This window comes from Yoonia sp. SDW83-1 (genome assembly GCF_046762885.1).
In the GTDB taxonomy this organism is placed as follows: Bacteria; Pseudomonadota; Alphaproteobacteria; order Rhodobacterales; family Rhodobacteraceae; genus Yoonia.
In genome coordinates this window covers 78,245-97,273 of sequence record NZ_JBKQXO010000008.1, presented here as the reverse complement: position 1 = coordinate 97,273, position 19,029 = coordinate 78,245, and the positions used below count along the sequence as shown (strand labels likewise).

General features: G+C 61.1%; 12 protein-coding genes. 4 read left to right on the top strand and 8 right to left on the bottom strand.

Features of this window, described 5'->3' with window-relative positions; translation table 11 throughout:
• Positions 1-59 precede the first annotated feature (59 nt).
• A complete protein-coding gene (gene murJ / locus ACFWW4_RS11905; RefSeq protein ID WP_411891054.1) occupies positions 60-1,610 on the top strand; it encodes a murein biosynthesis integral membrane protein MurJ in 1,551 nt (516 codons plus the stop codon).
• A gap of 128 nt (positions 1,611-1,738) precedes the next feature.
• On the opposite strand, the gene ACFWW4_RS11900 is transcribed toward murJ, so the two are convergent.
• The 3 genes from ACFWW4_RS11900 to ACFWW4_RS11890 all read right to left on the bottom strand — a co-directional run bounded on the left by ACFWW4_RS11900 (position 1,739) and on the right by ACFWW4_RS11890 (position 7,337).
• Positions 1,739-5,041, bottom strand: coding sequence for an error-prone DNA polymerase (locus tag ACFWW4_RS11900; protein ID WP_411891053.1), 3,303 nt, complete (start codon positions 5,039-5,041; stop codon positions 1,739-1,741).
• Positions 5,042-5,224: 183 nt separating this feature from the next.
• A complete protein-coding gene (locus ACFWW4_RS11895) occupies positions 5,225-6,691 on the bottom strand; it encodes a Y-family DNA polymerase (RefSeq protein ID WP_411891182.1) in 1,467 nt (488 codons plus the stop codon).
• Positions 6,660-7,337, bottom strand: a complete 678-nt coding sequence (locus ACFWW4_RS11890) for an ImuA family protein (protein ID WP_411891052.1) — start codon at positions 7,335-7,337, stop codon at positions 6,660-6,662. The genes ACFWW4_RS11895 and ACFWW4_RS11890 overlap by 32 nt, the downstream gene beginning before the upstream one ends.
• A gap of 177 nt (positions 7,338-7,514) precedes the next feature.
• Here ACFWW4_RS11890 and ACFWW4_RS11885 point away from each other — a divergent pair, with 177 nt between their 5' ends.
• From ACFWW4_RS11885 to ACFWW4_RS11875, 3 genes are all read left to right on the top strand, one after another.
• On the top strand, positions 7,515-9,923 hold the full coding sequence (locus ACFWW4_RS11885; RefSeq protein WP_411891051.1) for a putative bifunctional diguanylate cyclase/phosphodiesterase: 2,409 nt from the start codon (positions 7,515-7,517) through the stop codon (positions 9,921-9,923).
• Between the two features lie 103 nt (positions 9,924-10,026).
• Positions 10,027-11,130, top strand: a complete 1,104-nt coding sequence (gene mtnA / locus ACFWW4_RS11880) for an S-methyl-5-thioribose-1-phosphate isomerase (protein WP_411891050.1) — start codon at positions 10,027-10,029, stop codon at positions 11,128-11,130.
• Positions 11,127-11,780 carry a class II aldolase/adducin family protein gene (locus tag ACFWW4_RS11875; RefSeq protein ID WP_411891049.1) on the top strand — a complete coding sequence of 218 codons (654 nt, stop codon included), beginning with the start codon at positions 11,127-11,129 and terminating at the stop codon, positions 11,778-11,780. The genes mtnA and ACFWW4_RS11875 overlap by 4 nt, the downstream gene beginning before the upstream one ends.
• 6 nt (positions 11,781-11,786) lie before the next feature.
• On the opposite strand, the gene ACFWW4_RS11870 is transcribed toward ACFWW4_RS11875, so the two are convergent.
• Genes ACFWW4_RS11870 through ACFWW4_RS11850 form a run of 5 tightly spaced genes read right to left on the bottom strand, consistent with a single transcriptional unit; the run spans position 11,787 to position 19,019 of the window.
• On the bottom strand, positions 11,787-12,950 hold the full coding sequence (locus ACFWW4_RS11870) for a VWA domain-containing protein (RefSeq protein ID WP_411891048.1): 1,164 nt from the start codon (positions 12,948-12,950) through the stop codon (positions 11,787-11,789).
• The gene (locus ACFWW4_RS11865; protein ID WP_411891047.1) at positions 12,947-15,142 is read right to left on the bottom strand and encodes a DUF5682 family protein; all 2,196 of its coding nucleotides are present in this window, start codon (positions 15,140-15,142) and stop codon (positions 12,947-12,949) included. The genes ACFWW4_RS11870 and ACFWW4_RS11865 overlap by 4 nt, the downstream gene beginning before the upstream one ends.
• Positions 15,143-15,146: 4 nt before the next feature.
• Positions 15,147-16,226 carry an AAA family ATPase gene (locus ACFWW4_RS11860; RefSeq protein ID WP_411891046.1) on the bottom strand — a complete coding sequence of 360 codons (1,080 nt, stop codon included), beginning with the start codon at positions 16,224-16,226 and terminating at the stop codon, positions 15,147-15,149.
• Positions 16,223-17,659: a DUF5691 domain-containing protein gene (locus ACFWW4_RS11855; RefSeq protein ID WP_411891045.1), complete on the bottom strand. Its 1,437-nt coding sequence runs from the start codon at positions 17,657-17,659 to the stop codon at positions 16,223-16,225. Before ACFWW4_RS11855 ends, ACFWW4_RS11860 begins: the two co-directional genes overlap by 4 nt.
• On the bottom strand, positions 17,646-19,019 hold the full coding sequence (locus tag ACFWW4_RS11850; RefSeq protein WP_411891044.1) for an SWIM zinc finger family protein: 1,374 nt from the start codon (positions 19,017-19,019) through the stop codon (positions 17,646-17,648). Before ACFWW4_RS11850 ends, ACFWW4_RS11855 begins: the two co-directional genes overlap by 14 nt.
• Between the last annotated feature and the right edge of the window lie 10 nt (positions 19,020-19,029).

The following is a 19,029-nucleotide window of genomic DNA, read 5'->3' as shown; positions in this document are numbered from 1 at the left end:
GGGGCAAATTTCTTGCAAGAAATTTGTCAAAAGTTCTCCAAAACTCTTGGGCGCGCCGTATGAAACCTATCCGCTTAATGGCAGGCTTTTTCACGGTCGGCATCTGGACGTTGCTCAGCCGTGTGCTTGGTTTTGTCCGCGACATCATGATCGCGGCATTCCTCGGGACCGGACCGGTGGCAGAGGCCTTTCTGATCGCCTTCTCGCTACCCAACCTCTTCCGCCGCTTCTTTGCCGAAGGGGCGTTCAACATGGCCTTCGTGCCGATGTTCTCTAAGAAACTCGAAGGCGATGATGACGCGCACCGCTTTGCCCAGGACGCCTTTGTCGGTCTGGCCGGTATCCTGACGGTGTTTACCGTGATCGGCGTCGTCCTGATGCCTGCCCTTGTGACCATGATGGCCAGCGGGTTCATCGGCACCGAGCGATTTGACCTTGCCGTTTATTATGGGCGCATCGCCTTTCCATACATTCTATTTATCTCTCTCTCAGCACTGCTGTCGGGGGTTCTCAACGCCACGGGACGATTTGCGGCGGCGGCGGCGGCACCGGTTCTACTCAATATCATCTTTGTCGGCGCCTTGCTGATCGGCGCTGTCTTCAGCGATAACAGCCAATCCGAAATCGGCAGCACTTTGGCCTATGCCGTCCCTTTTGCGGGCATCGCCCAAATGATGCTGGTCTGGGTGGCCGCCAAACGGGCGGGCTTTGCGCTGATGCCGGGCTGGCCCAAAATAACGCCCGAACTCAAACGGCTGGCTATCATCGCTGCACCCGCCGCGCTCGCCGGTGGGGTCGTGCAGATCAACCTGCTGGTCGGGCGACAGGTCGCCAGCTTCTTTGATGGGGCGGTGGCCTGGCTCAACTACGCTGACCGGCTGTACCAGCTTCCGCTTGGGGTCGTGGGCATCGCAATCGGCGTCGTGCTACTTCCCGATCTGTCCCGTCGCTTGCGCGCTGGGGACGATACAGGTGGCAAAGACGCCTTCAACCGGGCCTGCGAACTCAGCCTCGCTCTGACCATTCCAGCCGCCATCGCTCTTATGGTCATTCCCCTGCCCCTTGTCAGCGTCCTTTACGAACGCGGGGCGTTTACCAGCGACGACACCGCCAATACGGCCATAGCCGTTGCCATATACGGGCTCGGCCTGCCTGCCTTCGTGATGCAAAAGGCGCTGCAGCCGCTATTTTTCGCCCGCGAAGACACCAAACGGCCATTCTACTATGCCCTTGTCGCCATGGCGCTCAACGCTGCCCTGGCCATCGGCCTGTCACCCATCATCGGCTTCACCGCCGCCGCGATCGGAACAACCATCACTGGCTGGGCCACGGTTGCACTATTGTGGTGGGGGTCACGCAATATGGGCGATGCCGCACAGTTCGACGACCGGTTCAAACGGCGGCTCTGGCGGATCATCGTCGCCGCCATCGGCATGGGGGTTGTCCTTGCCATCAGCGCCACCATCATGAAACCGTTCTTTGGCACCGCGACCATCCGCTACGCCGCCCTCGCTTTGCTCGTCAGCATCGGGATCATCAGCTATTTCGGGATTGGTCACCTGATCGGTGCCTTCCGCATGGGCGAATTCCGGCGCGCGCTCAGACGTTAGAGCCAACCTCACCTAGCCAATAATGAATCATGTCAGCGCGACTACCGCATGCAATTGGCCATAATTGTAATATCGCTTCATTTATCGCGGGGAAACGCGGTACTCAGGACCTCTGACAGATACAATAGCTAATGAAAATCGCGCGATTTTGGGATCACCCGCACATTGCGTGGATGGCCATGGGTGCTGTTGGGCAGGGCCTTCTTGACCTCATCGGCGCGCGCAAGCGGGGGTTCCATCACGTCGTTTGACAGTCGTTCCAGCGCATCGCTGCGGTCCGCAAGATGTGTGGCAACGACGTGGATCACATCCTCGTCCCGCTGCACATACCCTCTTACATCAATGATACGAGCCCGCATGATCACCTTGCGAAATGCCTCCATCACCTTTGGCCAGACGACCAGATTTGCCACGCCGGTTTCATCCTCAAGTGTAATGAAGCAAACACCTTTTGCGCTGCCCGGCCGTTGCCGGATCAGCACGATCCCAGCCAGCTTCACCGACTGCCCGTTACGCATGTCATTCAGCGCAGCCGTCGTGCGATACCCCTGCTTGCCCATGCTTTTGCGCAGGAATGACATCGGATGCGCCTTCAGCGACAGGCGCGTGGTCTGATAGTCGGCCACCACATGTTCGCTGATCGGCATCTGTGGTAGATCAAAACGCACCTCCTCGCCTTCGTCCCTTTTGTCGATGAAAAGCGGCAGATCAGGCGCATCGCGCAGCGCCCGCGCATCCCACAGCGCCTGCCGCCGGTCCAGCATCATCGAGCGCACCGCATCCGCTGCCGCCAGTTTGCGCATGGTGCCCGCATCCAGCCTTGCACGTTTCTTCAGATCGGCAAGCTCGGTAAAGGGCTGCTGGCGCGCGCGCATCATCCGCTCGGCCATTTCCTCGCGCACGCCATCGACTTGCCGCAACCCGAGGCGGACCGCAAAAACACCGGGGCTGATCGGCTCTAACGTGTTGTCCCAATCGGAGTAGTTCACATCAGGAGCGCGCACGATCACCTTGTGTTCGCGAGCATCTCGTACGATCTGGGCCGGGGCATAGAACCCCATAGGCTGCGCGTTCAGCAGCGCCGCGCAGAATACATCCGGATAGTGGCATTTGATCCAGCTGGACACATAGACCAGATGCGCAAAGCTTGCCGCGTGGCTTTCCGGAAAGCCATAATCGCCGAACCCCTTGATCTGGTTGAAACAGCGATGCGCAAATTCCGGGTCGTAGCCGCGGCGGATCATGCGGCTGACCATCTTGTCTTCCAACTCACCGATAGTGCCTTTGGACCGGAACGTCGCCATGGCTTTGCGCAGCTGGTTCGCCTCGTCCGGGGAAAACTCTGCCGCGACCATGGCCAGCTTCATCGCCTGCTCCTGGAAGATCGGCACGCCCTTCGTCCGCGACAGCACCTTGCGCAATTCGTTCGGATCATGCGGCGGGGCGGGTGACGGGTAATCTTCTGGCTCTTTCCCGGCACGCCTACGCAGGTAGGGATGAACCATGTCGCCCTGGATCGGGCCGGGCCGGACAATGGCGACCTGAATGACCAGATCGTAGAACTCGCGCGGTTTCAGCCGGGGCAGCATGTTCATCTGCGCCCGGCTTTCGACCTGAAACACACCAAGGCTGTCGCCTTTGCAGAGCATGTCATAGGTGGCTTTATCGCCCTCTTCGATACTGGCGAGCGTCAGTTTTTTTCCGTAATGCGCATCGATCAGATCGAACGCCTTGCGGATACAGGTCAGCATCCCAAGTGCGAGCACATCGACCTTGAGGATGCGCAATTCGTCGATATCGTCTTTGTCCCATTCGATGAAGGTCCGGTCGGGCATCGCCCCGTTGCCTACGGGTACGGTTTCGATCAGCTTTTTCTCGGTCAGGATGAACCCGCCTACATGCTGGCCCAGATGACGGGGCATGCCGATCATCTGGTCCGCCAGCTTGATCGTGCGCGCCATCAGCGGGTCGTTCAGGTCAATTCCCGCCTCTGCCGCCTCGCGCGCGCCAACCTCGCGGCCCCATGACCCCCAGATCGTCTTGGCCAGCGCGCTGGTGATATCCTCCGACAGCCCCATGACCTTACCCACCTCGCGCACGGCCATGCGGGGGCGATAATGGATCACGGTGGCACACAGCGCCGCCCTGTCGCGCCCATATTTATCATAGATATGCTGGATCACCTCCTCGCGTCGTTCATGTTCAAAATCGACGTCGATATCGGGGGGTTCCTTGCGTTCCTCGCTGATGAAACGTTCGAAGAGCAGGTCGTTTTTATCTGGGTCCACGGCGGTGATCCCCAGTACATAACACACGGCAGAGTTGGCGGCTGATCCTCTGCCTTGGCACAGGATCGGGGGTTTGCAGTCGTAACGCGCGTAGTTCACAACCTGTTGGATTGTCAGGAAATATTGGGCAATTTCCAGCTTTTTGATCAGGGCCAGTTCCTTGCGCAACGTGTCTTTCAACGTCTCTGGCACACCGTTAGGATAGCGCCAGGCGGCCCCTTTCCATGTCAGTTCCTCCAGATATTCCTGTGGCGTCCGCCCCTCCGGCACGGTTTCGCGCGGATATTCATAGGCCAGTTCGCGCAGGTCGAAATCGCAGGCATCCGCCACGTCCCGCGTTGCCCGGATCGCATGCGGCCAGTTGCTGAAAAGCTGCACCATTTGCGCAGGCGATTTCAGGTAGCGTTCGGCATTAGCATCCAGCAAGAACCCTGCCTTTTGAATTGTCGTCTTGTGCAGGATGCAGGTCATCACATCCTGCAAAGGCCGCCTGTCAGGCACATGATAGCGCACGTCATTGGTGGCGAGGATCGACAGGCCATTGCCCCGTGCCAGTTGATCCAGCCGGTTGATCCGCGCCCGGTCGTCGCCGTGGTAAAGATAGCTGGCGGCAATGTATTTCAGTGTGGGCAACGCCCGTTTCAGCCGCCGGAACCCGGCGCTGAAATGGTTCAGATCTGCGCCGGGCATTGCGATCAGTTGGACATCGGCGCTGTGTCTGGCGAGGTCATCGAGCGTGATATCGCAGGCCCCCTTGGCCTGCCAGTCGCCGTTGGTGTCATGCATTTTTCCCTTGGACAGCAGCATGCAAAGCCGCCCATAGGCTGCCCGGTTGCGGGGGTAGGCCAGGAATTCTTCGCCCGTGACAAGTTGCAGCCGGCACCCAATGACCGGAGTAATTTGCGCCTTCAGCGCTTCCGCATGCAGCCGGACGACGCCTGCCATTGTGTTGAGGTCGGCGCAGCCCAGTTTGTCATAGCCCAAAGCGTTGGCCGTCGTGGCAAGGTCCACCGCGTCCGAGGCCCCGCGTAGAAAGGAAAAACATGTGCTGATGCCGAGTTCAACATAAGCAGCACGCGGGTTCTGGCAAAACCCGTCATCTTCAATCGTGCGCCGCGGGCGCTGGTTGTCCATTTCAGGCATGGCGGTTGCTTTCTGCTTTCGCCCGGCTTGCCCTGCCGGCGCCTGACCCTCCCCCCGGGAGGGCGCATTGCAACCTCAGCCTACAGAAATACCGCCGCGTTTGTTGCGACTTTGGTCGCCACATGCCCCCTCTCAGCGCCCACCCAGGGTCGGGCGCCGCCCTCTGTTGCACCAGAATACCCATTACGCAAAACACCCATGCACAAACCAGCGCGGGTCGCCGCCGCGCCCGTCTTCGTGCAAGCCCTCGCGGTAAAGCCAGATGCGTCGCCCCGCCTGATCCTCGACCTTGAAATAATCCCGCAGCCGGGTGCCCGGCCGGTCATGCCACCATTCGGGTGCGATCCGTTCAGGGCCGGCATAACGGGCCACCCGATGCGTCTGTCTGCGCCAGATGAATTGCGCGGGCGGGCCTTCAGGGACGGCATAAAGCACGCGCACTTCTTCGGGGTGGTCAAACAGGCGGATGGGCCGGTCCTTGGCCACAGGTGCAGGGACATCGGCCAGTTTGACCAAGGCGGCCACTTGCGTTTCGGCCCGTTCGGGCACGTGGCTTTCTCGCAAGATCGGCCGGGTCACGGTGCGCGCCCCGAATTTCGCGCTAAGCCTGTCCACCAACCGGGTCAGATGCAGATCATCGTCCGATCCGCCATCAAGGCGGTTCTGGACCACCTGCATATCCTCCACACCACCCGCCTCAAGCGTGATCAGATCAAAACCGAAACCGGGGTTGATCCGCTCGACCTTATCCCGGAACAGCCCATGCAGGTGGTTTGGATCCCGGGTCGTGGCAGAGGTCGCCACATCAACATGGCTGACATCCCCATCGGTGCGATAGACCATCAGGTGCAGGCGGCGGCAGCCCTGACCGGCCTGTTTGAGTGCCTCGCAAAGGTTTTCACACAACTCCGGCAGATAGGGTGTCGGGTCAAAGATCGGTTCGGCCAGCCGACTTTGCACCCGAAACCGCGCTTTGGCATCGACGCTGGCGACCGGTTCGGCCAGTTTGCCCAGCGCCTGATCAAGCCGCAAAAGCGGGTTGGACGTCAGCCCCGCCTTGACGAACCGCCGGGTCAGCGACAGGCGGGGTACATCCATCACCGCACCAATGGTTTTCAGCCCCAGGCGGCGCAGAAGTAGCACAGTGTCATCATCCAGCCGCAGCCCCGTGACGGGAAGTGCGCCCAGCTTGAACCCCATCTCATCCGGCCCGCAAATTGATCGCACCGGCCCGAACCGCGCCAGCGCCCAGGCCGCCCCCCATGTGGGAGCAATGGCCAACTGGGCGCTCAACCCCAGCAGGGAAAGCTGCGTTTCCATCTCCACCAGCATTACGGCCTCGCCACCCAGCAGATGGTCAGCCCCGGTGGTATCAAGGATCAGCCCGTTATCGCCATCGCGCACCGTCCATGGGCACCAGCGCCGTGCCCAGATCACCAGCCGGTCCAATGCGGCCCGGTCTCCTGCCGGATCGGCATATTCGACCTGCAGTTCAGGGCAGATTGCCCGCATATCGACCACCCGCGACCCCGGGTTGATCCCCGAAAGCCGTGCGGTCCGGTTGGCGGCGTGGATCACCGGGCCATGATGCCCCTCGCGCGCCAGAACGATAGGGATGTCATCCGGCGGCCCGTTGCCTTGCCGTTCCATGACCCACTGCCAGCGTTCCATCGCGAACTGCGGCAGACAGATCGAGACGATCCGCCGCCCGGTCATAGGTGGCCACCCATTGCCCCGGTTTGGAGCGGCGCGAGCGAAACAAATCGAGCGACCAGCGCGGCAGGCCTGGTGCTTGGGCATCGTGTGGATGGGGGGCGGAAGGCAGCGAGGCGATACGCCAGCGGTCGCGTGCCGCGCTCAGGTCGGGACTGGCCGCGCGCCGGATCAGCCAGCAGGGCACATCCGCTGCCTCGGACCGCATCGCCAGCCTTTTGGTGGCGGTAAAGTCGAGCACGGGCGGATCGCCCCATACCTCGCCAATCACGCCACCCAACGCCTTGCATCGCAATCCATCCTCCATCGCCCAGAGCACATCCGCAGCGCGGGACAGGCTGACCATGATCAAAGGCCTGTCCGTACCGATCCCCGCCAGATAAGGGCGCCCCGCCTCCTTGCGTGAAAGTCGGTCCTGCACCCACAGGATTGGCGCGGTCGTGCGGGGCAAGCGGGCCAGGACAAAGCCGACAGCTGCGGCATCGGTGGCAGTTTCGGGAAAGGCTTCGGACAGGGTATGTGTCAGCGGATCGGGCTGGCGAACCTGACCTGCAAGACGTTTCTGCACCCGAAGCGAACCCATACACGACACACCGAATCCCAACTAATGTTCTATGTTTGTTCTAATCCATCTGGTGGCTTTCGTCAAACCTTGCAGGGGTTGAAGTTGGACCCGACATTCTACCTCTGGTTCATTAACCTTTTGGAAAGGTTCGTTAACGTAAGGTAAGCGGCAGACTCAAAAGCAGTTGGATTGAAGATGAGTGCCGCCACGTATCTTGGCCAGTTATCAGATTACCTGACGACCAGGATGTTATCTCAACACCGGGCGGACGCATCTGCCGATCTGGTGCGCGATCGTCAGGGCGTCGTGCGCAAGGCGCAAATCTCGGCCATCATGGCCACGTCCCAGCCCATGATGATCGCCAACATCCTGAACATCGCAGCGCTCATCGCGCTTGAACATCATGTTGGCAGTCTTTCGGGCTGGACGCTCGCCTGGTCGGCCATCGTTGTTGCCTTTGCCATTTACGGGCTGCGCAGCGCCCATCGTTTCAAAAAAGCACCCCGGCGCCCCACGGCCAGTCCGCGCGCACCGGGCAAGATCGTGATTTCGTCCGCACTGCTTGCGTTGGTCTGGTGTTACCCGTTGATAGTGCTGCTGCCCCATGGGGAATTGCTGGAGGTTGCGTTTCTCAGCGCGCTGGTTGCGGGTATGATCGCAGGTGGCGCATTAGCGCTTTATCCGGTGCCGCTGGCAGGGCTGCTTTATACATCGACACTGTCATGCGTTGCCTTTGTGATGATCATCTTCAATGGCATCCTGCCGATCCTGCCCTTCGGCATCGTGATCGCTGCGTTCTGCTTTATCGTCTATTTTTCGGTCCGGCGTCATACCAGCATGTTTCTGTCCGAACTACTGGGCAAGATGGAAGCCGAACGTCAGCGCGATGTGGTAGCCTTGCTGCTGGACACGTTTCAAGGGGAAGGCGGCCAGTATATATGGCGTGCCGATAAGGACCTGACCCTGAGGACCGATCCTGAGCCACTGTGCCAGATGCTCGGCCTGCCTGCCCCCAAGATGGCCGAGCCCAACCTGTTGACGATCCTGGATCAGGCGAAAGCGACAGATCACAATCCCGATTTCAGCATGCAAGTGTCGCATCTGCAGTCCCCCGACAACACCTTGTCCGGCAATTTCGAAACCACTCTGAAGATCCATCATGACCGTGTGATCCGGCTGGCAAGCCGCCCCGACCCCGGAGAAAGCGGGCCCACAGCCGGCTATCACGGCTATATCAAGGATGTGACCGCCGAAACCCAGGCCAAGGCCAAGATCTATCAGCTTGCCACTCGCGATACGATGACCGGCCTTCTGAACTATTCGACCTTCAACGAGCGGGCGCGCAACGCACTCACCGATCCGGCCAACACTGATCAGAAGGCTCTTTTTGTCTTTATTGATGCCGATAATCTGAAGCCGGTGAATGACAATTTCGGCCATGCAGCAGGTGATGTCCTGATCCGAACCCTGGCCTCCAGGTTTGAAGCACAGTTCCACCTGCCCAGCCTGATCGGACGAAAAGGCGGCGATGAATTTGTGGCGCTGGCCTTTGTCCCGTCAGATACGGATGAGACCGCCTGGGCGCGCGATCTGGTCGCCCGCATTAATGGACGTTTTCACTTTGGCGAGGCGGAAATCCCCCTATCCTGCTGTATCGGGATCAGCGTTGCTGATGATGTTAGCGCATCGCTGCGCGCGCTTGAGGTTGAGGCTGACCGCGCCCTTTATCGGGCAAAATCCCGCGGCAAGGGTGAGGTCAGCGTCTACGACGCCGCGATCGGTATCGAAATTCATCGGGACCGTCTGCTCGCCAATGACATTCAAGATGCAATGCAGAAAAGGCATCTGACGCTGGAGTTTCAGGCCATCGTTGATCTGAAAACCGACGCCATCGTCGGGGCAGAGGCCTTGGCGCGCTGGGATCATCCGATCCTCGGCGCGATCAACCCTGAAAAAGTTGTCGCCGTGGCTCAGGCCGAAGGGTCGGGGCCAGCCTTTCTTGACTATATTCTGCAGGTCGCCGCTACAAACGCCAAGGCCTGGCCCGGCGCCCGATTTTTGTCGGTCAATATGAACTCTGCCGATCTGCAGCAGACTAATCTGGCCAGCCGCGTCGCCGATATCCTGCGCAAAACCGGCTTTGCCCCGCAGCGGCTTTGGCTCGAAGTGACCGAGACCGGATTGCTGCTGGACAGCGACGCCGTGCAGGCGAACCTGCGCGACCTGCGCGCGCAAGGGATCCGGATTGCCATTGACGATTTCGGCACCGGATATTCCTCACTTGGCTATCTGGGCCGGTATCCGACCGATATCCTGAAGATCGACAAATCCTTGATCGAGGATCTGGACACTGACGAAAGCAGTCAGATCATCGTCAAGGCCATGCGCGAGCTTGCCCAGACGAATGGATTCCAATTGGTCGCAGAGGGGGTTGAGACCCAGAACATCACGCGGGAACTGAATGCGGCCGGGATTGAGATGGGTCAGGGTTTTGCATTTTATCGGCCCATGACACCAGCGCGTTTCAGCCGTCTGTTGCACCGTCGCCATGCAGAGGCAGACGCCGATCAGCTTTTGCGCACCACCCTGCAATCGACAGGTTAACCGTCACTGTCACCATATTTGAACCGTGATGCCGGCTCGGCAGTTGCAGGCCAGGCCTGAAAGGCGCAAGCTAAGCGCGAATGAAGCAAAGGTGGGAGCATTCATGAAGGTAAACGGGACGCATTACCGTTCGCTCTGGTGGGACGATGCCAAAGGCGCGCTTCAGATCATTGACCAGCGCTGGTTGCCACATGACTTCCGCGTTCAATCCGTCGAAACGCTTGAGGATTTCGCCGCCGCAATCGTGGAAATGCGGGTACGTGGCGCGCCACTGATCGGCGCAACCGCCGCCTATGGCATGGCTCTGGCGATGAAGCTGGACCCAAGCGACGCCCATATGAACAAGGTCTGGGAGTATCTCAACGCCACCCGCCCGACTGCCATCAATCTGCGATGGGCGCTGAACCGGTGCCAAGCAGCGCTGCTGCCATTGGCGGAAGCGGATCGAGCAGCGGCGGCGCTGAGACTGGCGCATGAGATCGCGGATGAAGATGTCGAAATCAACCGCAATATCGGTCTGAACGGGCTGGAATTGATCCGTGACATCGCCGCGAAAAAACCCGCGGGCGAACCCGTGCGCCTACTGACCCATTGCAACGCAGGCTGGATCGCTACGGTTGATTGGGGCACCGCGACCAGCCCCATGTATCACGCCCATGATGAGGGCATTCCGCTGCACATCTGGGTCGATGAAACCCGCCCGCGCAATCAGGGTGCGTTGACGTCGTGGGAACTGGGCAGCCACGGGATCCCCCACACCTATATCACCGATAATGCCGGTGGGCATCTGATGCAAAACGGGCAGGTCGACATGGTCATCACTGGCACCGACCGGACAACACGGCGGGGCGACGTGTGCAACAAGATCGGCACCTATCTAAAAGCTTTGGCCGCAAAGGATAATGGTGTGCCGTTCTATGTCGCCCTGCCCTCACCCACGATCGATTGGACAGTCGATGATGGCGTCGCCGATATCCCGATTGAAGAACGCAACGCCCGTGAAACGACTCACATTCAGGGGCTCGCTCCTGATGGTCAGATCGGTGAGGTGCAGGTCACGCCGATGGGGACCCCAGGCGGCAACCCCGCCTTTGATGTGACCCCAAATCGGCTTGTCACCGGCCTGATCACCGAACGGGGGGTTTGTCCTGCCACAGCCGAAGGGCTGGCCGGTCTTTTCCCTGAAATGGCGCAGGCGGCGGAATGACCACCTGCCTGCCCGACACGACAGAGACCCGACAGGCGATCATAGATACCTGCCTGCGGATGGAGGCATCTGGAATTAATCAGGGAACCGCTGGCAATGTGTCGGCCCGAGTGGCGGATGGCCTGCTGATCACCCCCTCGGCGGTGCCCTATGTCGAAATGACCCCGGATATGATCTGCAAGCTGCCCTTGCACGGTGACCCGGACCCGGCGGACCGCAAGCCATCAACCGAATGGCGGTTTCACCAATCCATCATGCAGGCCCGCCCTGATGTCGGTGCCGTGGTGCACGCGCATCCCGCCCATGCCGCGGCGATTGCGACCCAGCGTCGGGGCATTCCCCCGGTGCACTACATGATTGCAGCATTCGGCGGCAGTGATGTGCCGATCACAGGCTATGCATTGTTCGGCAGCCCGGAGCTGGCGGCGATGGTCGCGGACGCGCTGAAAGATCGTGACGGCTGCCTGATGGCCAATCACGGTGCCACGACGGTTGGCCCTACGCTGGACCGCGCGCTGTGGCGCATGGAAGAGCTGGAAAATCTGGCCCGCGTCTACATTCTTGCACTGTCCAGCGGCACACCGGTGTTGTTGTCGCAGGCCGATATCGATGATGCCCTTGGTTCATTTGCCAGCTACAAGCCGCAATAGTCGCGATCAGTCGTGTGATTGGTCGCCCGGTCTGATCGTCTTGATATCCTCGGTCGCGGCCCAGCTTTGCACGTCTTCGCGCCGCAGGGCGGTGGCCATCAGATCGGGGAACTGATCGGGGGTGCAGGCAAAAACCGGGATGCCCAGGCTGGCGACCTTGCCGGCCATATCTTTATCGTAATAGGGCTGGCCGGTATCGGTGAGTGCAAGCAGCACGATCACGTTGACCCCGGATGCCTTGAGCGCCATCAACCGCGCGATCAGCGCCTTGGCATCGCCCCCTTCCATCAGGTCGGTGATCAATATCAGGTGCGATTTGGTCGGTCGTTCGATCCGTTCTTCGCAATAGGCCACCGCCCGGTTGATATCGGTGCCGCCGCCCAGTTGGACCCCGAACAGGACCTGCACCGGGTCTTCCAATTCTTCGGTCAGGTCGATGATGGCAGTGTCGAAGCAGACCAGTTTGGTCTGGACCGACGGGATCGACGCCATGACCGCCGCGAAGATCGAGGAATAAACGACCGATGTCGCCATCGACCCGGACTGGTCCACGCAAAGTGTCACCTCGTCCAGATCTGTGATCCGGCGTTGCTGGCGCAAGAAGCCAATCAGCTTTTCCGGCACGATGGTTTGATATTCCGCCTGATAGTGCCGCAGATTGGCCTGAATGGTGCGCGGCCAGTGGATATCGTTGAACCGGGGCCGGTTGGTGCGGACAGAGCGGTTGATGGCACCGCGGATCGCCTCTGCTGTCTTTTTCTCAAGCCGCTCCATCAGTTCATCCACGACCTTCTGGATCACGATCCTAGCGGTTTCGATTGTTTTGGCGGGCATGGCGGAGCGGAGCGAGACGAGGTCGGCGACCAGATGCACGTCAGCCTCGAGCGCTTCGAGGAATTCGGGCTGCAGCAGCATCTGTTTGAGGCCAAGCCGGTCGAACGCGTCTTTCTGGATGACCTGCACCACGGTGCCGGGAAAGTATTCGCGGATATCGCCCAGCCAGCGCGAAACCTTGGGCGCGGATTTGCCAAGCCCCGCACCCTTGCCGCCGCTGTCCTGATAGAGCGCATCAAGCGCCGCGCTGATCGCCATGTCGCGGTCGGACAGCGCCCCGGCATCTTCTGTTTCGCCCAGCGCCATGCGCCAGCGGCGTTCGTGTTCATCGGTCATGTGCCGCACCCGAAAATGCGTGTCAGCGTTGCCATCTGGGCCGCCCATATCTGGTCGGCATCGGGGGCGAAATCGGCACTGGTGCCACCGCTGACCTTGCCCAGCAGATGTTCGAGCAACACCTTGCGTTCATTGGCGTCAAGCGTGGAAAACACCCGCCGGAACAGGGGCAGGTTTTCGGTGAATGCCTCATCGTCGAGTGACATCACCCAGGCATCCACCGCCCCCCGCAGGTCGGCATCGTGGACGAGTTTGAGGCCCGCCCCTGTAAAGAACCCTTCGAAAAAGGCGGCGGCCTCGCTGGCTGGTTTGGCGCGTGACAGGCGCAGGGACATGATGGTTGCGATCTGGTCGGCGTTCAATCGCCCTGCCTCGTAGGCGAGCCGTGCTGTCAGGCCGCCGACGAGAGGCACGGTATGGTCGGAGGTACCTGTGTCGTGCAGGGCGGACAGCCACAGGTCAAGGACGGCATCCGACCGTTCGGCCAGCGCGATGGACCGGTCGGCTGCGGCGATCAGGCTGAGCAGGCGTTCCGCCTCTTCCGCGTCCAGACCGCGCGCGGCGCGTGGCAGGGCCAGTGCCGCCTGCACGATCAGCCGGTCCAGCAAAGCCTTCATCCTATCAAGCGCCATGTCGCGGGCGGTGCCATAGCGCAACGTGTCGACGATGGGTTGCAGCGCGGTCAGCATCAGTGCGCAGTCATCCGTTTCGGCGGCCAGCGCATCAAGCCGGTCGATGCCGATGCTGGCGACCTCTGGTAATTGCGCCACCAGCGCGTCGCGCACTCGTTCGGCCACATCGGCCAGCCGCGCCTCGCCCTGCATCGCCTCGGTCAGGCGCCCGGCGGCGGCGGCGGCGATGGTGGGGCCGTAGACCAGATGTTCGACAAGGCGCACGGCGAATTCCGCGTCCCATTGCAGCATCCATTTTTCGCGGAACGTGCCGCGGCTGCGGCCCGGATCAATCAGCTTGCCCCATGGTACGTCAAGTGCAGTCAGCCGGTGCAGAAGGGTAGACCGAGCCAGCCCGCTGTCGGTACGCAGGTCAAGCGAAAGTTCCCGTTCCAGCGCCTCTGGCTTGAGCCGGAGTTTCTTTTGCTGTTGCTGCAGGTCTTCCAGCAGCGGGGCCAGTGGCAGGTTGCCGGGGATCTGTCCGACCTGCGCGCCCAGAAGCAGGCGCGTTTCGATGATCCGCCATTGCAGCGGTTCGCCCATCATCAGGGTGGAAATCGCCGCATCGCGCATTTCCTCAAACCCCGGCGCGGGCCGGTCGCGCACGGCCGCCAGATTGCGCGTGAGCCGGACCGTTTCGATCAGGCTGGCGGTGGAGGCGTCAAACCCTTCATCCCGCAGGACCTGCGCCATGCGCGCGACCCAGAGCGCGTCAGCCTTTGGCCCGGTGCCGTTTTCCCAGATGTGATCGTACCAAAGCGGGGCCGCCACCCCTGCCCCGTAACCGGTCGCGCGGGCCAGCCGGGGTGATGTCCAGGGCGCCCATGTCGCCTGCACCTTGACCTTGGGCAGGTGGCGCAACAGGGCGTTGTCGTCTGACGCTTTGAGCTTTTGGCGCAGGGCGGGCACGTGCCAGGCACCGCAGATTACGGCGACCGGGCCGTCCGCACCTTTGGCCGCCTTGCCGATGGCGCGCCGCATATGCGCCTCGCGCATAGCCTCGCGGGTGTCGGGATCGTGGCCCTCGCGCAGGGTGCCCATGGCGTCGCCGATGGCGTCAAAGAGCGTGCCGGGCTCCGGGTTTTCTTCGATCACGTCGGACCACCAGCTTTCGCCGTCTTCGTACCCGGCAGCCCCCGCCAGCGCGCCGATGGGGTCGCGGGCCACGGGGTTTTCGGGCGATAGCCGGTCTTCGGCCTCCTCTGACAGGGTGGCGGATGCGGGCAGGTCAATGAAAGCGACCGGGATGTTGCGGGCCAGCGCCCAGCGCATGGCCTGATATTCCGGGGAAAACCGGGCGAAAGGCCAGAATATCGCGCGTTCCGGCGCATCCTTGGCGTAGGCGAGCAACGCCACGGGCGGCACCATGGCGGCGTCGGCCACATGGGCGATCTGGTCGGTCAGGTCTGCGGGCCCTTCGATCAGAATGACGGCCGGTTGCAGATCATCCAGCGACGCCACGACCTGCTGGGCCGATCCCGGCCCGTGGTGCCTGATGCCAAGGTAGTGGATGTCGGCCATCGGATCAGAGCAGTTCGGTCAGGACCGAATAGTAATCGGCATAGTCGCGCCGTTTTTTCACGACGGTTTCGAGGTATTCTGCCAGCACGGTCTTGTCCTGGACTGGATCCTTGACCACCGCGCCGAGCACGTTGGGGGCAAGCCCATCCACATTCAGTGTCCCGTCGGTAAAGAACGCGGCCTGCGACAGACCGCCTACCATGACCGCAATCGCCTCTGCCGTGGACAGGGTGCCGCTGGGCGCCTTGAGCGCGGTTTTGCCATCCATCGTCTGCCCGTCGCGCAATTCGCGGAACATGGTGACGACGCGCCCCACCTCTGCCGCCACGTTCTTAGGCAAGGGCAGGTCAAGCCCGGCTGCCATTTCGCCGACCCGTTTGGTGACAATCGACACCTCTTCGTCGATGGTGTCCGGCAGCGGCAGGACGACCACGTTGAACCGGCGTTTGAGGGCCGAGGACAGTTCGTTAACCCCTTTGTCGCGATTGTTTGCGGTGGCGATGATGTTGAAGCCGCGTGTGGCGTAGATTGATGAGTTCAGTTCCGGGATCGGCATCATCTTTTCCGACAGGACGGTGATCAGCGTGTCCTGCACGTCTGATCCCATGCGGGTCAGTTCCTCCATCCGGCAGAGTTTGCCTGCTTCCATCGCACGGTAAAGTGGTGTGGGAACCAGCGCGTCCGGGCTTGGCCCCTTGGCCAGCAATTGGGCATAGTTCCAGCCATAGCGGATCTGGTTTTCATCCGTCCCTGCGGTGCATTGCACCACAAGGGTTGAATCGCCCGCCACGGCGGCGGCCAGATGTTCCGATACCCATGATTTCGCCGTCCCCGGCACGCCCAGCAGCAATAACGCCCGGTCGGTGGCCAGGGTTGCCACGGCTGTTTCGATCAGCCGTTTCTGTCCCACATATTTCGGGGTGATTTCTGTGCCATCCGCCGCCTTGCCACCCAAAAGGTAGGTCACAACCGCCCGTGGCGACATCGCCCAGCCAGCGGGTTTGGGGCCGTTATCATCGCCGCGCAGGGCGTCGATTTCGGCTTTCCAGACGATTTCGGCAGGTTGGCGGAGCACATCGGTCATGGGGTGGGTCCTTGCAGGGCTATATTGAATTTCAAAGGGCGCAAAACCGGGTCAGCGCTATGAAAACCCAGCGCTTCAAGATCGGCCATAACACGCGTGGCATGCGACGCCGTGATCAGAAAAGCCAACAGCGTGATGAAGTTTTCAAACTGGGAGATTGTGTGGCTGCCCTGATAATCACCCTCGCCTTTTGCCCGCTTGGCAAGGGCCGCTTTGACATCCTTCAGCTTGTTTGCGTAGAACGGCGCGGCCAGCAGCGCATCCGACAGGGTGGGGCCAACATCAGGGCCGGTCACGGCCAGCATATCACGCAAATCCGTCAGGCTGTTTGCGCGCAGCAGCGCCCGCGCCTCTGCCAGTACCTGATCCTTTGACAATCGTTGGGCCATATCTGCGAGCATGGCGAACTGGGCCACACCATCGGCACGCAAACGATCCCAATAGATCAGCAACGCATCATTGGGTGCTGTGCGGATGCACATCTGCAGGAACGGTGACATCATCGGGCGCGGTTCAGTGACGTAGCCGGCGGCAAGCGTGTCAGGTGTTACCGCAAGAGCAGAGGCCAATCGAGCGAAGGATACGTTTTCGAAAAGGCTATTCGCCCGCTTCTTTTGCGCCTCGTTCAGTTTGCCGCGCAGTTTGATCACGTTACGCCGCCGGATCAGGCCGGTCGTAGATTTCTCCATGAAATCCGCCAGTTCCTGCGCATCACCTCCGTCAGCGACGACTCCAAGGCGCGCCAAGAGGCCTTGCGCACGCGCTTTCACTTTGGATGAGCGGTCGTGTTGGGTCAGTGCCGTCAGATACTCCGCGTCGTCCATGCTGAGGCCGATAGCGAAGCCGTCGACCAGACCCAGCCGATCTTCGGCGGGCAATCCACCGCCGTGATCCTGCATCAATTCTCGTGCGGCGGTTGGGTCAGACGCGCGCAGGTCGGCAAAGGCCTTGCGCCGCTCGGCCGAGTACATATCATCCCATGTGTCAGCAGTCAAAGCGACGGTGTTGTCGCTAAGCCCGGCCTTCCATTTCGCCAGTGGGATATAGGCGTCGGGGTAGCCTGACATGTCCTGCGGCGGCAGCCAGTCGAACGGATGGGCCATCACGCCACGGGCTACCATCAACCCCATCAGTCCCTGCCAGACACTCCGATCCTGCTGCTGCATCATCTGCCGAAATGCGGGTCGCAAAGGTTCTGGCAAAAGCGGCAGGGTGGGTGCCGGCAGCGGCTGCATCTCTGTCAGGTCACCGGGCGGTTCCGGGCGCAGACAGGATTGCCGGAACAACGCTGCCTGTGCCAGCAGGCGCAGTTGGGTTTCAGCGCTGTCAGTACCCTTGGTGAATGAATCGTCGCCTGCCTCCGCGACCCCGCCCGTCATCCAGCGCAGTTTTGCCGCCTCAAGCCGACCTAAGGTTTCGTCAAGCATCGGCATGAAACCTTCCCATATTGGTGTCCGCGGCCAGCAGATCGGCGGCATGGCCATTCCACAACACAACTGACTGGCGCAACTCCGCGCCAAGAACCTGATCCGCAAGGCCGGTGGCGGTCAGCGGCAAAACGGCCTCGCTCCCACGCCAGTAATGTGCCTCCTTCGCCGTGGCCAGCCGCCCGGCAGGTAGCAGGACCGGTAGTTCGGTCAACCAAGGCTCTTGCCCCAACGCATCGGAAAACGACCGTAGGATGTCGGCATCCGCCGCAGCTGCGGGCCAGTCCCGATGCTCATCCGCATTTATCCGCTCGACTATTTGCGCCCGCAGCGGCACGGGCGCGGGGTAAAACACCAACTCAGCCTGAAACTGATCCCCGGCGGTGAAGGCCGCCCCTTGCTTACCCAGACTGGCCGGAAAGAAATCCTGCAGCAGCGCAAAACGCGGTCCGGCCTGATCAAGGCCCAGCAACCATGTGGAACGGGCAATCAGCCCATCACGGCGGGTTTCGTCGCGGCTTGCCAAAACCTCCCAGCGGCCCTTGTGGCGTAGGGCGTTCTTGTCCTCCAACAGCACATCGCGATTTTCTGCGCCCGCGATAATGCGGCGCAAGGCGGGATCAGGGTTATCACCATTGCCCCACGCCCACGCGATGATGACCAACTTGCCAAGTTCCGCGATCAACGCGTCTGGCCGATCCTTTTGCGGCAGCGCCAGAACGCGCGCCGGTATACCGTCAATTCGGCCAGCCAGTGATCCCGCCTTGGCATCCACAAGGCGCGAGGCAATCCGGCGGCATCGCCCGGTCAGATCGATCAGCAGTTCCGCCAACCCGGTGCGCAACTGGTCGGCGATCCACGCCTCCATCTCTGCTAGACCATCAGTGATTGACTTTTGCGTGGCCGCAGCCCGCTTCGCCGCGGCAGCTTCACTGCGGGCGACTGTTTTCGGGTCATCGGGTCTTTCGGGCGTGTCAGCTTGCGCGGCGGCGAGGCTTTTCTTTTCGCCACTTGCGGTCGTTGTCGCCGCACTCTTGCGCCGCCGCCCCAGCCATTCGGTCACCCAATCGGGGACATCACCGGGTCCAAAATCAGACGGTGCGCTGCTATATAGCAGCATCAGAGCCAATGCATGTTTGCAAGGGAACTTACGCGATGGGCAGCTGCATTTCGTCCCCAGGTCGCTCAGGTCCACAACCACCCGATAGGGGTTCGCCCCAGATCCCTGACAAGCCCCCCAGATCAGCCGGCTGTCACCCGAAATCAGCCGCTCCGGCCATTTGTTGGGTGACAGCAATTTGCTCGCAGCCTTAAGCGATGCCTGATCGGGGGCAGCGTTTTCAATGGCGGATGTGGTCAGGCTCATGTCTGAAGTC